Origin of the sequence: Streptococcus mitis, from assembly GCF_002096895.1 — a bacterium.
Taxonomy (GTDB): Bacteria; Bacillota; Bacilli; order Lactobacillales; family Streptococcaceae; genus Streptococcus; species Streptococcus mitis_AH.
Genome location: NZ_NCVI01000015.1, coordinates 23,450 through 36,586, shown reverse-complemented (window position 1 = coordinate 36,586; position 13,137 = coordinate 23,450). Strand labels below are relative to the sequence as shown.

Here is a 13,137-nt window from a genome sequence, read left to right as displayed (position 1 = left end):
TCCCAGTAGAAACAAGTAAGCAATTGTCAAAAATCTTAAACAGAGATTCCTAATGTCCGACTCAAAATCACCACGAGAGCCAACAAACAGAAAGCAACCCCATTCACAATCATGTGAAGTAAGATAGACATTTCCAAACGTTGGGTCTTGTAAGCCGTCCAAGATAGAACGATCGACATACCTCCATAAATCAATAAAGAAGGTAAATTACTTGGTTGATGCAATAAAGCAAACACAACCGTACCGACTACAAATCCCAAATTTTCCTTGCCTCGGAAAATCTTTTTAGGAACAATCCCACGGCACAAGATTTCCTCACAAATTGGAGCAAGCAAGGCCAACAAGAAGAAACTGGAAATCAGAGAACTATTCTGAACCATATCGTTAATCTGAGACTGGTTACCTGTTGTCGTCTCATTTGACAGTTGCAACAAGATAGAACCAAGTATATTTGAACAGATAATGACTAAATAACTCAAGCCCAAGCGTGCCAAATCCTTAGCTCTAAAAAAAGAAAAATTAAAACTTGCTAATTGCGTTTTACGAGCTCCAATAATAAATAGCACCAGAACCACAATCGAAATACCAGCAACTATCAGTCCTGACTGTAATAGCGGTACTTCTCTTAAGGTTAAAATAGCAGTAACCCCTATAGGAATCTGATATAAAATTGTCGCTAGCAGAAAGATTAACAGCCAACCTGCACGATTCAATAATTCTTTCCAGATACTTTTCTCTTTCATCACCTATCTCCTTTGTATTAAAAAAGGGGGAAATTCCCCCTGGGTTATCCTATTATAAGGCCATGCTGATGTAGTTAAGGATAAACAAGGCATCCAAAATCCAAATCATTACATGAACATCTTTAGCTTGACCTTTGACAAGCTTAGTCAAAGTGTAAGTCAAGAAACCAACTGCAATCCCTTGAGTGATAGAGTAGCTGAATCCCATAAAGATAGATGTGAAGAAAGCAGGAACCGCTTCAGACATATCGTCCCAATGGATATTTTTCAAGCTAGCCAACATCATAATCCCAACGATAATCAAGATTGGAGCTGTAGCGGCTGTTGGTACAATCGCTAGAAGTGGACTAAAGAAGCTTGAGATCGCAAAACAGATAGCTACAACCAAGGCTGTCAAACCAGTACGTCCACCTGCACCAATACCAGCAGCAGACTCAACATAAGTCGTTACGTTTGAAGTACCAGCGATAGCACCAATTGAAGTACCAATCAAGTCTGAATAAAGAGCCTTGTCCAACTTAGCTGATTGATGATTTTCACCATTTGTTGCTACGATACCAACTTTTTCACCCGTACCAATCAAGGTACCAATTGTGTCAAAAATATCTGTCAATGAGAAGGCAAGAATGGCCATCAGAGTTTCAGGCAAGCGAGCTGTATCTGAAATCAAAGCTCCCAAACCTTCTGAACCAAGAGCTGCACCAAAGACTGTCTTCAAGTCTTCAAAGGCTGCACCAACGTGGTTATTAGCAAAATCGATACTAGACAAATCTACCAAACCAACTGCAATAGCAAGAACAGTTGTTGTCAAGATAGAGAGGATAATTCCTCCTTTAATTCCTTTAATAACAAAGAAGATCGTAATGGCAAGTCCTGCAAGAGCCACCAAAACAGCTGGATTATTAAAGCTGACCAATCCCGGAACTGCTGAAGCATTTGCTGTAATCGCTGCTTGAGCCTTATCAGCCCCTTCTCCTGCAACCGTGTAGTTCCCTGGATCGATAGAGAATTTCAAAAGTCCAGCATTCTTAATTCCCACGTAGGCAAGAAAGACACCGATACCAGCTGAAATAGCTGAGCGAAGGGCGTTTGGAATCGATTCAATGATCATTTTACGAACATTTGTCAAGGTAATAATCAATGAGATAACCCCACAGATGAAGACCATAGCCAAGGCTTCTTGCCATGAATAACCGAGTCCAAATACGACTGTAAAGGTAAAGAAGGCATTGAGTCCCATACCTGGCGCTTGAGCATATGGCAAGTTGGCGTAGAAGGCCATCATCAGGGTACCAGCAACTGCACCAATAATCGTTGCAAGGAAGACACCCTGAGCAGGCATTCCTGTTTGCGAAAGAATTTGTGGGTTTACAAAGAGAATATAACTCATTGCAAAGAAAGTTGTTAAACCAGCGAGAACCTCTGTACGAACGTCTGTACCGTTCTCTTTTAGTTTAAATAATTTGTCCATTATCAATCTCCTTTTAATTTTTACGAACAATAATAGAATTATATCATTTATCATTCACTTTTTCAATATCTTTGTTTGATTTATTTAAGAATTTGATGAAATTTCATTTTTTGTTTCGAATCTGCTTTTCTGCCTGCTTTCTGCTATAATAGTAGACATCTTATCTGAAAAGACACTAGAAAGGTCCATATGACGAAGAAAATTATTGCAGTTGACCTGGATGGAACCCTGCTCAACTCAGACAGTCAAATTTCTGACTTTACCAAAGAAACCATTAAAAAAGTTACTGAAAAAGGCCATCAGGTTATTATCACGACAGGTCGCCCTTACCGCATGTCAAAAGATTTTTACCGTGAACTAAGCTTAAACACTCCTATGATTAATTTCAACGGCTCCCTCACTCATTTACCAGACCAGGTTTGGGACTTTGAAAAGTGTTTGACGGTAGACAAAAAATACCTTTTAGATATGGTTCAACGTTCAGAGGATATTCAAGCCGATTTTATCGCTGGAGAATATCGTAAAAAATTCTACATTACAAATCCTAATGAAGAAATTGCCAATCCCAAACTATTTGGTGTAGAAGCTTTCCAGCCTGAAAATCAATTTCAGCCTGAATTGGTGACCAAGAATCCTAACTGTATTCTGTTGCAAACCAGAGCCAGTGACAAGTATGCCCTGGCAAAAGAAATGAACGCCTTCTACCAGCATCAATTGTCTATCAATACCTGGGGTGGTCCGCTCAATATCCTTGAGTGTACCCCAAAAGGAGTCAACAAGGCCTTTGCTTTGGACTACTTGCTCAAGGTAATGAACCGCGATAAAAAGGATTTGATTGCCTTTGGAGATGAACACAATGATACCGAAATGCTAGCTTTTGCTGGGAAAGGTTATGCAATGAAAAATGCCAACCCAGAGCTACTCCCCTATGCAGATGAGCAAATTTCCTTGACAAATGACCAAGACGGGGTTGCCAAAACCCTGCAAGACTTATTCTTATAGTCCATACTGATACTCAATGAAAATCAAAGAGCAAACTAGGAAGCTAGCCGTAGGCAGTACTTGAGTACGGCAAGGCGAAGCTGACGTGGTTTGAATTTGATTTTCGAAGAGTATGACCAGCTTGCGGGCTGGTCTTTGTGTTCTTTTCACAGTCTCATCAACCAGTTAATCGATTGTTCTATTTTTTGCCTCCAAAACCTTGGAAAAGGCTTTCTTTTGTGATATACTTCACATATAAATACAAGAGAGCTCGTCACACTCGACTCTGTTGACACAAAATCAATCCAGTCCCGTTGTCCCTGTTCTCGGTCAATATCAAGGAGGATAGCTATGAAAGCTGTTGTTGTAAATCCAGAAAGCACTGGTGTTGCTATTGAAGAAAAAGTACTCCGTCCACTTGAAACTGGGGAAGCACTTGTAGAAATTGAATACTGTGGTGTTTGCCACACTGACCTTCACGTTGCTCATGGCGACTTCGGTCAGGTACCAGGACGTGTTCTTGGACACGAAGGTGTTGGTATCGTTAAAGAGATTGCACCAGATGTTAAGAGTCTTAAAGTTGGCGACCGTGTCAGCGTTGCTTGGTTCTTTGAAGGATGTGGCACTTGCGAATACTGTACAACTGGTCGCGAAACCCTTTGCCGTACAGTGAAAAATGCTGGCTACTCGGTAGATGGTGGTATGGCTGAACAATGTATTGTAACTGCAGACTATGCTGTTAAAGTTCCTGACGGACTTGATCCAGCCCAAGCCTCTTCTATCACATGTGCTGGTGTAACAACCTATAAAGCTATAAAAGAAGCAAAAGTTGAACCAGGTCAATGGGTTGTTCTTTACGGTGCTGGTGGACTTGGTAACCTGGCTGTTCAATATGCTAAAAAAGTATTCAATGCTCATGTCATCGCCGTTGATATCAATAACGACAAACTTGCCCTTGCAAAAGAAGTAGGTGCTGACATTGTTATTAACGGCCTAGAAGTTAAAGATGTACCTGGACTCATCAAGGAAAAAACAGATGGTGGAGCTCATTCAGCTGTCGTAACTGCTGTGTCTAAAGTTGCCTTCAACCAGGCTGTTGACTCAGTTCGTGCTGGTGGTCGCGTCGTCGCTGTCGGCCTTCCTTCTGAAATGATGGAACTCAGCATCGTAAAAACCGTTCTAGATGGAATCCAAGTCATCGGTTCTCTTGTAGGAACTCGTAAAGACTTGGAAGAAGCCTTCCAATTCGGTGCAGAAGGTTTAGTAGTTCCAGTTGTTCAAAAACGTCCAATAGAAGATGCCGTAGCCATTTTCGACGAAATGGAAAAAGGTCAAATCCAAGGACGTATGGTACTCGACTTCACCCACTAATCTATTAGAAACCTATTTTAAAAGTTGGAATACGCTTCCAACTTTTTTATATTAAATTTTTAAATAAGGATTCAAAAAAACTTCTCTAAAACTCAATATATCAATATTTTCAGATGTAATCTTTTTAATTATTTTATGATAAATAGTTGATTTTTAGATGAAAACGGTTTATACTTAAAAAGTCTTAAAGTTTTCTTAAACGAAAACTAAAACAAAAAAGGAGGAATGACAATAATGAGTATCGGAATCATTATTGCGAGCCACGGCGAATTTGCTGCGGGTATTCATCAGTCAGGATCTATGATCTTTGGTGAACAAGAAAAGGTTCAAGTTGTAACCTTTATGCCAAATGAAGGTCCTGATGATCTATACGCTAAGTTTAATAACGCTGTTGCTGCATTTGACGCAGAAGATGAGGTTCTAGTTTTGGCTGACCTTTGGAGTGGATCTCCATTTAACCAAGCTAGCCGCGTGATGGGAGAAAATCCTGAGCGTAAGTTTGCCATCATCACAGGACTTAATTTACCGATGTTAATTCAAGCCTACACAGAGCGCCTCATGGACGCTGCTGCAGGTGTAGAAAAAGTCGCTGCGAATATTATTAAAGAAGCCAAAGATGGCATCAAAGCTCTTCCAGAAGAGCTAAACCCAGTTGAGGAAGTAGCAAGCGCTGCAGCTGCTCCAGTTGCCCAAGCTGCTATCCCAGAAGGAACTGTCATCGGAGACGGTAAACTCAAAATCAACCTTGCCCGTCTAGACACTCGTTTACTTCACGGTCAGGTTGCAACTGCTTGGACTCCAGATTCAAAAGCAGACCGTATCATCGTTGCTTCAGATAACGTAGCTAAAGACGAATTACGTAAAGAATTGATTAAACAAGCAGCTCCAGGTAAAGTGAAAGCAAACGTTGTTCCTATCCAAAAACTAATCGACGTTGCAAAAGATCCTCGCTTCGGAGAAACACATGCCCTTATCTTGTTTGAAACACCTCAAGATGCCCTTCGTGCTATCGAAGGTGGCGTGCCAATCAAAACTCTTAATGTTGGATCAATGGCTCACTCAACTGGTAAAACAATGGTTAACAACGTTTTGTCTATGGATAAAGAAGACGTTGCTACATTTGAAAAAATGCGTGACCTTGGTGTTGAATTTGATGTACGTAAAGTACCAAACGACACCAAAAAAGATTTGTTTGACTTGATCAACAAAGCAAACGTGCAATAATCGATTTTATGAAAGGATTTTAAAGATGTCTATTATTTCTATGGTTTTAGTAGTCGTTGTAGCCTTCCTAGCAGGTCTTGAAGGTATCCTCGACCAGTTCCAATTCCATCAACCAATCGTAGCTTGTACCCTTATCGGTCTTGTTACTGGTAACCTTGAAGCAGGGATTATCCTTGGTGGTTCTCTTCAAATGATCGCCCTTGGTTGGGCTAACATCGGAGCTGCCGTAGCTCCTGACGCTGCTCTTGCCTCTGTTGCTGCTGCCATTATCATGGTTCTTGGTGGCGACTTTACTAAGACAGGTATCGGTGTTGCCCAAGCGGTTGCTATCCCTCTTGCAGTTGCTGGTCTATTCTTGACTATGATTGTCCGTACACTCTCTGTCGGATTGGTTCATACTGCTGATGCTTCTGCTAAAAAAGGTGACTTCAAAGCAGTTGAACGTGCTCACTTTGTCGCACTTCTTCTTCAAGGTCTTCGTATTGCAGTCCCTGCAGCACTCCTTCTAATGGTACCAACTGAAACAGTACAAAGCATTCTAAATGCTATGCCTGATTGGCTCAAAGATGGTATGGCTATCGGTGGTGGTATGGTTGTTGCCGTTGGTTACGCTATGGTTATCAACATGATGGCAACTCGTGAAGTATGGCCATTCTTCGCTATCGGTTTCGTGCTTGCTGCCGTGTCAGATATTACTCTAATCGGATTTGGTGCTATCGGTGTTGCTATCGCTCTTATCTACCTTCACCTTTCTAAAACTGGTGGAAACGGTGGCGGTGGAGCCGCAACTTCTAACGACCCAATCGGCGATATCCTAGAAGACTACTAAGATAAGAAAGGACTGAAAACATCATGACTGAAAAACTTCAATTAACTAAATCAGATCGTAAAAAAGTTTGGTGGCGTTCAACTTTCTTACAAGGTTCTTGGAACTATGAACGTATGCAAAACTTGGGTTGGGCTTACTCATTAATTCCAGCTCTTAAAAAACTCTACACTAAAAAAGAAGATCAAATCGCTGCTCTTGAACGCCATCTTGAGTTCTTCAACACTCACCCATACGTAGCCGCTCCAATCATGGGGGTTACTCTTGCACTTGAAGAAGAACGTGCTAACGGTGTTGAAATTGATGACGCTGCTATCCAAGGGGTTAAAATCGGTATGATGGGACCTCTTGCTGGTATCGGTGACCCAGTATTCTGGTTTACAGTACGCCCAATCCTTGGATCACTCGGTGCTTCACTTGCCCTTACTGGTAATATCTTAGGTCCAATCCTCTTCTTCGTTCTTTGGAACTTGATTCGTATGTCATTCTTGTGGTATACACAAGAGATTGGATACAAGGCTGGATCAGAAATCACTAAAGATATGTCTGGCGGTATCCTCCAAGACATCACTAAAGGAGCTTCTATCCTTGGTATGTTCATTCTTGCTGTCCTTGTTCAACGTTGGGTAAATATTAAATTTGCTTTCGATGTTGCCAAAGTTCAACTAGATGAAAAGGCTTATATCCATTGGGATAAATTGCCAGAAGGATCTAAAGGTATTCAAGAAGCATTCGCACAAGTAGGACAAGGATTGTCTCAAACACCTGAAAAAGTTACTACTTTCCAACAAAACTTGGATATGTTGATCCCTGGACTATCAGGACTACTCCTTACTCTCCTTTGCATGTACTTGCTTAAGAAAAAAGTATCTCCAATCACTATTATCCTTGCACTCTTCGCAGTGGGTATTGTGGCACATGTTCTTCACATCATGTAATCAAGCAACTTAAAAGGAATCAGGTTCTAAAATCTGATTCCTTTTTTCTATACTTTTATACTCAATGAAAATCAAAGAGCAAACTAGGAAGCGAGCCGCAGGCTACTCAAAGCACTGCTTTGAGGTTGTAGATAGAACTGACGAAGTCAGCTCAAAACACTGTTTTGAGGTTGCAGATGAAACTGACGAAGTCAGTAACCATACATACGGCAAGGCGAAGCTGACGTGGTTTGAAGAGATTTTCGAAGAGTATTATTCTGCCAAGGCTCCCATTGGATCCCAAGGTGCGAGTACAATTGGTTCTGCTTCATAGGCAGCTTGTTCTTCTGCTGTCAGCAATTCCTTACGGACAACGATTTGGTATGTGTATTCGTCCATCCAAGCGTCTGAGGCAACAAAGTACCCATCGGTACCAACCTTGTCTCCCCATGAGTTTTCAACCTTCCACTTGGTTGATTTGCCATTTTCATCCAAATCAACACCTGTCAAGACCATAGCGTGGGTCATCAAGCTTTCGCTGTAGTCCAAACGTCCAGCCTTGTCTTGAGTGAGTTTAATGTCCATGCTTGATTCAAAGTCATAAACATCTGTCGCAAGGATTCCAGCCTTACGGTTGCTGAGCTGGCCGACATCAGAACCAAACCAAACAGTCTCACCTGCTTGCATTTGAGCAATTGCCAACTCTTTCAAGCGCTCCATCGGCACGTTGATGTAACGAACCGCACGGCTACCAACCACATTTCCTAACATCTCAACTGTGTAAGATTTTCCGTAAGGCTTGTCAGCAGTTGGAGCATTGATAACAGAAACATAATCTTCTAGAGGAAGATTGACATATTTCTTGTAAAACTCTTGTGGTGTAATGCCCTTTTCGCTTTGGTAGTTGTTATCTTTATCGCGATAAGCAAAGTCAAACTGACGTGGTGGAAGTCCTAATGACATGGCAAGGAAATTAAAGATTTCTTGCAAGAGGTCTTCTTTCTTAGCTTGAACAGTCGCTTGGTCCGCACCAGAAGTAAGCAAGTCACGCAAGATTTGAGCATCTTGGCGAAGCAATTTGTTAAGTATTGCATTTAACTCACGGCTACTACTAGATGAAACAGACTCAGGGTAAACTGACTTAGGCACGACACCGTATTTCTCAAAGAGAGAAACGACCATATCCCATTGACCGCCATCTTGTTGAGGTGTTTGAAGTAGGAATTTAACCTTACGGCTCGTCAAATCTTGGTCTGCGGTTGCAATGACTTGCTCCAAGAACCAGTTTGATTTCTCATACTTATCCCAGAAGAATGTATGAGCCTGTGACAACTCAAAGTTTTCCAATTTATATTGAGAGATGAGTTTGTGACGGAAGGTGTTAAGGGCTGCAAACATCCAGCAACGACCAGACGCTTTCTGGTTTGTTACCTTGTCCTTGGTCAAATCCAATGAGAAAACAGGTGTGTTGTCTACATGGCTTTGGCGACGTTCTAGGGCTGCAAAAATTCCATTATGGCTAGCAGCATTTTCAATCGCTTGGTATTTTACATTTGCTTCATAGTTGGCAAATAATTTATCAGTAAATGATTCTTGAATCGCGTTCATAGATTCCTCCTTTTATTCTACAGTCTATTATAACTCTTTTCACAAAGGAAGCAACTGAAAAACATAAAAGGCAAGGACATTGTTCCTCACCTTTTTCGATTATAAAGCAAATTAAGCAATGCTAGCAAGGAGAACTTCTAATTCCTCCTTAGTCAAGCGACGCCATTCCCCTCGCTGCAAGCTCTCATCTAAAACTAAAGTTCCCATAGTCGAACGTTGCAAGTCCACTACTTCCTTGCCACAGTAGGCCACCATACGCTTGACCTGATGAAACTTCCCTTCTGCAATGATCACACGGATTTGACTTTGATGCTTTTCTGAATCTATGGACACAAGCTCCAGTTTAGCAGGCTGACAAGTAAAGTCTTTAAGAGGAATTCCCTTGGCAAATGTCTCCACATCTTCTTGGGTCATAATTCCCTTGACTTGTGCCAGATAAGTCTTATCAACATGACGCTTAGGTGAAAGAAGAGCATGGGCAAGCTTGCCGTCATTAGTCAAGAGCAAAAGACCATGCGTGTCAATATCCAAGCGTCCTACTGGGAAAACTTCCTTGCTCCGAGCAATATCATCCAACAAGTCCAGAACGGTTCTGTGCCTGGGATCCTCAGTCGCTGAAATAACCCCTTGGGGCTTGTTCATCATGTAGTAGACAAACTCTTCATACTCCAACACTTGCCCATCAAAGCGAATCACATCTCTTTCTTCATCAATCTGCAATTTAGCTGATTTCTCTTTTTTTCCATTTACCGTCACGCGCCCAGCCTTGAGCAAGTTTTTGACCTCTGTCCGACTCCCTACAGCGCAGGCAACTAAAAATTTATCTAATCTCATAGAACTATTATATCATACTCAAAAGGAGGGCTAGCAAATTGTACTGACCCCAAAAAGTTAGACAAATAATTTAAGTAAAGGATTTAGTTCTGTATTGCACAGGACTGAGTCCTTTTAATTTTACCTTAATGCGTTTATTGTTGTAGTAATCAATATAGTCTACAATAACTTGCTCCAATTGATTAAGTGATTTAAACGTCTTCTCGTAACCATAAAACATTTCGGATTTCAAAATACCAAAGAAGGATTCCATCATGCCGTTGTCTGGACTATTTCCCTTACGCGACATAGATGGCTGGATTCCTTTATCCTCTAAAAAATGATGATAGAAATCGTGTTGGTATTGCCATCCCTGGTCACTATGGAGAATTGTATTTTCGTAATATTCCTCTGTAAAGGTTTGTTCTAGCATATCTTTCACTTGTATCAAGTTCGGTGACGTAGAAAGATTATAGGCGATAATTTCACTGTTAAAACCATCTAAAACTGGTGATAAATAGAGTTTTTGACTGCTTGCCGGAATGGCAAACTCTGTCACATCTGTGTAGCACTTTTCCATTGGCTTCGATGCTTCAAATTGGCGTTGAATAAGGTTATCTGCTTTCTTGCCAATCTCTCCTTGGTAGGAAGAATACTTGCGTTTACGACGAATTCGGGCACTTAAACCAAGGATCTTCATCAGACGTTGGACCTTCTTATGGTTCACTACAAAACCACGATTCCTCAATTCTAGAGTCATTCGGCGATAACCATAATTTCCTTTATGCTCAGTAAAAATAGCTTGAATTTCATCTTTAATATCATGGTTTTTATCGCTTTTATTTAACTGCTTTAGCTGGTAATAATAGGTTGAACGAGCTAGCTTAATAATCGTTAGAAGAAGCTCTAAGGCAAACTCCGTTACCAATCCTCGGACAATTTCTGTTTTTCTTCTCGCTCCTTTTCGTCCCTCAATCGGAGTTCTCTCAACTTTTTTAGAATGGCATTCTCCGCTCTCAAGTACTCATTTTCTGCTTGAAGTCGCTCTAGCTCTGTCATCTCTTCAGGTTTCTTCTTTGGCTTACGTCCCATTTTAGGTGGTCTCCCTCTTGTTTTCTCAATAATAGTATACCCGTTTTTCTTATATTGTGCCAGCCAATTAGGCAACATTCCAACACTTGGAAGAGCATAATCTAGAGACACCCTTATTTGAGAACGACCTTCGAGAAGAATTTTATCAATGATCTCTTGTTTTAGTTCAGGTGAATAGTAACAATTCTTTCCTTTTTTGACAATTTCTATTCCATAACGATCAATCAATCTAATCATGTACTGAAGATTAGAAATGTTTATTCCAAATATGTTTGAAAGCTCTTTGAAGCTTTGCCCTTGTTTTCTAAGTTCATAGATCTGAACTTTATCTTTATAAGTCAATTTCATAATAAAAACACCCCAAAAGTTAGATTTTTTTGTCTAACTTTTGGGGTGCAGTTCAAATGCCTCCCTCTTTTTTCTTTATAAGAAACTAACTTCCTCGTCTCCAAAAAATAGCTAAAACAATCACGGCTCCTAAAATCGCTGGGATAATAGCTGTTCCTGATAAAACTGGCCCCCAAGTTCCAAAGAGCAAGTGCCCCAGAAAGGCGCCAATCCAACCGAGAAACATTTTCCCAAAGCAACCCATACGTTCTCCACGGTTGGTCAAAGCACCTGCCAAGAATCCCACTAGGAGACCAACAAACATACTTCCTATCATCTTGTCTCCTTAATTTGCCCAATCTCCGTTACGGAAGAGAGGTACACGTGTTCCATCCTCACGAATACCATCGATATCCATTTGGTTAGAACCAATCATAAAATCTACGTGAACATCTGAACGGTTAAGCCCCGCAGCTTCAAGCTCCTCTTCGCTCATCTCCGCTCCACCAACAACGCTAGTTGCATAGGCTGCACCAATAGCCAAGTGGTTTGAAGCATTCTCATCGAAAAGGGTGTTAAAGAAGGTAATGCCTGACTGAGAAATTGGGCTTGGATCTGGTACCAAGGCACATTCACCCAAGGCACGCGCACCCGCATTTTCAAATACAAGGTCTTTCATGACCTGATCACCCTTCTCAGCTGAAATATCCACGATTTGTCCATCCTTAAAGGTCAACTTAATACCTTCAATAATGTTTCCGTTATAACTAAGCGGTTTTGTAGAAGTGACATAACCATCTGCGCGACGGAAATCAGGTGCTGTGAAAACTTCCTCTGTCGGCATATTTGGCAAGAATCCTTCGCCCTGTGCATTGATAGCACCAGCTGATTCCCAAACGTGGTTCTTTGGCAAACCAAGTGTCAAATCTGTTCCTGGCGCTGTGTAGTGAAGGGCTGAAAATTGTTCTTTATTAAGCATATCAGCCTTGCTCTTAAGGATAGCTGCATGCTCTTCCCAGGCCTTAACAGGATCTTCTTCATAGACTCGGCAAGTTTTGAAAATTTGGTCCCAAAGGAGATCGACTGCTTCTTCGTCGCTCGCAGCATTTGGAAAGACTTTCTTAGCCCACTCAAGTCCAGCAGCGGCTGCTACAGTCCAGCTAACCTTGTTGGATTGCGTTGCGATGCGCATTGGCTTCATCGCAAGTCCCATAGCTTTAGCAGAAGCTGAAAGCTTGTCAGCGTCCACACCGTTCAAAGCACCTGGATCAGATGAACGGACACCAAGACGACTAGCCTTGTTCTCCAAGAGATAGTTCATCTCAGCAATCTTGAATTCTGGTACATTGTCCAGACGCTCCATCGGCGCATAGAGAAATTTCTCACGGTTAATGACATCATCTGTCCACTGAACAATAACCTCATGCGCACCCAAGGCATAAGCTTCTTTGACGATTAAGTGAGCCAACTCACGTTGCTCCACATCGATAGAGAGAGCCAAAGTGTGACCAGGTTGCACATTGATTCCATTTGCAACCAACAATTTCGCATATTTCTCTAGATTTTCTTTAAAGTTTGGTAAAACCATGTTGTTTTCTCTTTTCTATTTTTATTTTTCTTTCAAAGCAGAGAATAATCCTGCTAAAGCAATAGCACCAGACAAGAGTGCTGTTGATAGAAGAATTGTCTGATCAGCAAGTTCTAGCTGATAGTCAAAAACTTTTTGAGCTGGTTTGTCTTTTACAAAATCCTTCCCTTACTAGT

The 13,137-nt window shown here is 41.3% G+C and carries 12 protein-coding genes; 5 read left to right on the top strand and 7 right to left on the bottom strand.

The window, feature by feature from the left end; genetic code table 11:
* Window positions 1-35: 35 nt before the first annotated feature.
* Both B7697_RS01030 and B7697_RS01025 read right to left on the bottom strand, forming a co-directional pair.
* Window positions 36-743: a CPBP family intramembrane glutamic endopeptidase gene (locus B7697_RS01030; protein ID WP_192851454.1), complete on the bottom strand. Its 708-nt coding sequence runs from the start codon at window positions 741-743 to the stop codon at window positions 36-38.
* 52 nt (window positions 744-795) lie between these two features.
* Window positions 796-2,214 (bottom strand): NCS2 family permease, encoded by a 1,419-nt coding sequence (locus B7697_RS01025; RefSeq protein WP_020900857.1) that lies wholly within the window; start codon window positions 2,212-2,214, stop codon window positions 796-798.
* A 189-nt stretch (window positions 2,215-2,403) separates the two neighbouring features.
* On the opposite strand from B7697_RS01025, the gene B7697_RS01020 reads away from it, so the two are divergent.
* The 5 genes from B7697_RS01020 (at window position 2,404) to B7697_RS01000 (ending at window position 7,554) form a co-directional block, all read left to right on the top strand.
* A complete protein-coding gene (locus B7697_RS01020) occupies window positions 2,404-3,216 on the top strand; it encodes a Cof-type HAD-IIB family hydrolase (protein ID WP_084949907.1) in 813 nt (270 codons plus the stop codon).
* 330 nt (window positions 3,217-3,546) lie between these two features.
* Complete coding sequence (gene adhP / locus B7697_RS01015) at window positions 3,547-4,566, top strand: alcohol dehydrogenase AdhP (RefSeq protein WP_084949905.1); 1,020 nt, start codon at window positions 3,547-3,549, stop codon at window positions 4,564-4,566.
* A 234-nt stretch (window positions 4,567-4,800) separates the two neighbouring features.
* A complete protein-coding gene (locus tag B7697_RS01010) occupies window positions 4,801-5,790 on the top strand; it encodes a PTS sugar transporter subunit IIB (RefSeq protein WP_000021970.1) in 990 nt (329 codons plus the stop codon).
* A gap of 25 nt (window positions 5,791-5,815) precedes the next feature.
* Entirely contained in the window at window positions 5,816-6,619 is an 804-nt protein-coding gene (locus B7697_RS01005) for a PTS mannose/fructose/sorbose transporter subunit IIC (RefSeq protein WP_000022716.1), read from the top strand.
* Between the two features lie 23 nt (window positions 6,620-6,642).
* Window positions 6,643-7,554, top strand: a complete 912-nt coding sequence (locus B7697_RS01000; RefSeq protein WP_000136864.1) for a PTS system mannose/fructose/sorbose family transporter subunit IID — start codon at window positions 6,643-6,645, stop codon at window positions 7,552-7,554.
* 252 nt (window positions 7,555-7,806) lie between these two features.
* Here B7697_RS01000 and pepC read toward each other — a convergent pair whose 3' ends face one another.
* The 5 genes from pepC to B7697_RS00965 form a co-directional block, all read right to left on the bottom strand.
* A complete protein-coding gene (gene pepC, locus B7697_RS00990; RefSeq protein ID WP_084949903.1) occupies window positions 7,807-9,141 on the bottom strand; it encodes an aminopeptidase C in 1,335 nt (444 codons plus the stop codon).
* Between the two features lie 111 nt (window positions 9,142-9,252).
* On the bottom strand, window positions 9,253-9,975 hold the full coding sequence (locus tag B7697_RS00980) for a pseudouridine synthase (protein ID WP_084949902.1): 723 nt from the start codon (window positions 9,973-9,975) through the stop codon (window positions 9,253-9,255).
* A gap of 70 nt (window positions 9,976-10,045) precedes the next feature.
* Window positions 10,046-11,394, bottom strand: a protein-coding gene (locus tag B7697_RS00975) for an IS3 family transposase (protein ID WP_142358990.1) whose coding sequence is annotated in 2 segments (ribosomal slippage) — window positions 10,046-10,953 and window positions 10,953-11,394 — 1,350 coding nt in all. Because the reading frame shifts where the segments join, the coding sequence is not laid out codon by codon here.
* 85 nt (window positions 11,395-11,479) lie between these two features.
* Window positions 11,480-11,710: a GlsB/YeaQ/YmgE family stress response membrane protein gene (locus B7697_RS00970; protein WP_084949900.1), complete on the bottom strand. Its 231-nt coding sequence runs from the start codon at window positions 11,708-11,710 to the stop codon at window positions 11,480-11,482.
* 9 nt (window positions 11,711-11,719) lie between these two features.
* Entirely contained in the window at window positions 11,720-12,961 is a 1,242-nt protein-coding gene (locus B7697_RS00965) for an aminopeptidase (protein ID WP_084949899.1), read from the bottom strand.
* Between the last annotated feature and the right edge of the window lie 176 nt (window positions 12,962-13,137).

Excerpts from the sequence above, each read along its gene's own strand:
- B7697_RS00970 (WP_084949900.1), bottom strand. The coding sequence starts at position 11,710 with ATGATAGGAAGTATGTTTGTTGGTCTCCTAGTGGGATTCTTGGCAGGT.
- adhP (WP_084949905.1), top strand. The coding sequence starts at position 3,547 with ATGAAAGCTGTTGTTGTAAATCCAGAAAGCACTGGTGTTGCTATTGAA.
- pepC (WP_084949903.1), bottom strand. The coding sequence starts at position 9,141 with ATGAACGCGATTCAAGAATCATTTACTGATAAATTATTTGCCAACTAT.
- B7697_RS00980 (WP_084949902.1), bottom strand. The coding sequence starts at position 9,975 with ATGAGATTAGATAAATTTTTAGTTGCCTGCGCTGTAGGGAGTCGGACA.
- B7697_RS00965 (WP_084949899.1), bottom strand. The coding sequence starts at position 12,961 with ATGGTTTTACCAAACTTTAAAGAAAATCTAGAGAAATATGCGAAATTG.
- B7697_RS01005 (WP_000022716.1), top strand. The coding sequence starts at position 5,816 with ATGTCTATTATTTCTATGGTTTTAGTAGTCGTTGTAGCCTTCCTAGCA.
- B7697_RS01000 (WP_000136864.1), top strand. The coding sequence starts at position 6,643 with ATGACTGAAAAACTTCAATTAACTAAATCAGATCGTAAAAAAGTTTGG.
- B7697_RS01010 (WP_000021970.1), top strand. The coding sequence starts at position 4,801 with ATGAGTATCGGAATCATTATTGCGAGCCACGGCGAATTTGCTGCGGGT.
- B7697_RS01030 (WP_192851454.1), bottom strand. The coding sequence starts at position 743 with ATGAAAGAGAAAAGTATCTGGAAAGAATTATTGAATCGTGCAGGTTGG.
- B7697_RS01025 (WP_020900857.1), bottom strand. The coding sequence starts at position 2,214 with ATGGACAAATTATTTAAACTAAAAGAGAACGGTACAGACGTTCGTACA.
- B7697_RS01020 (WP_084949907.1), top strand. The coding sequence starts at position 2,404 with ATGACGAAGAAAATTATTGCAGTTGACCTGGATGGAACCCTGCTCAAC.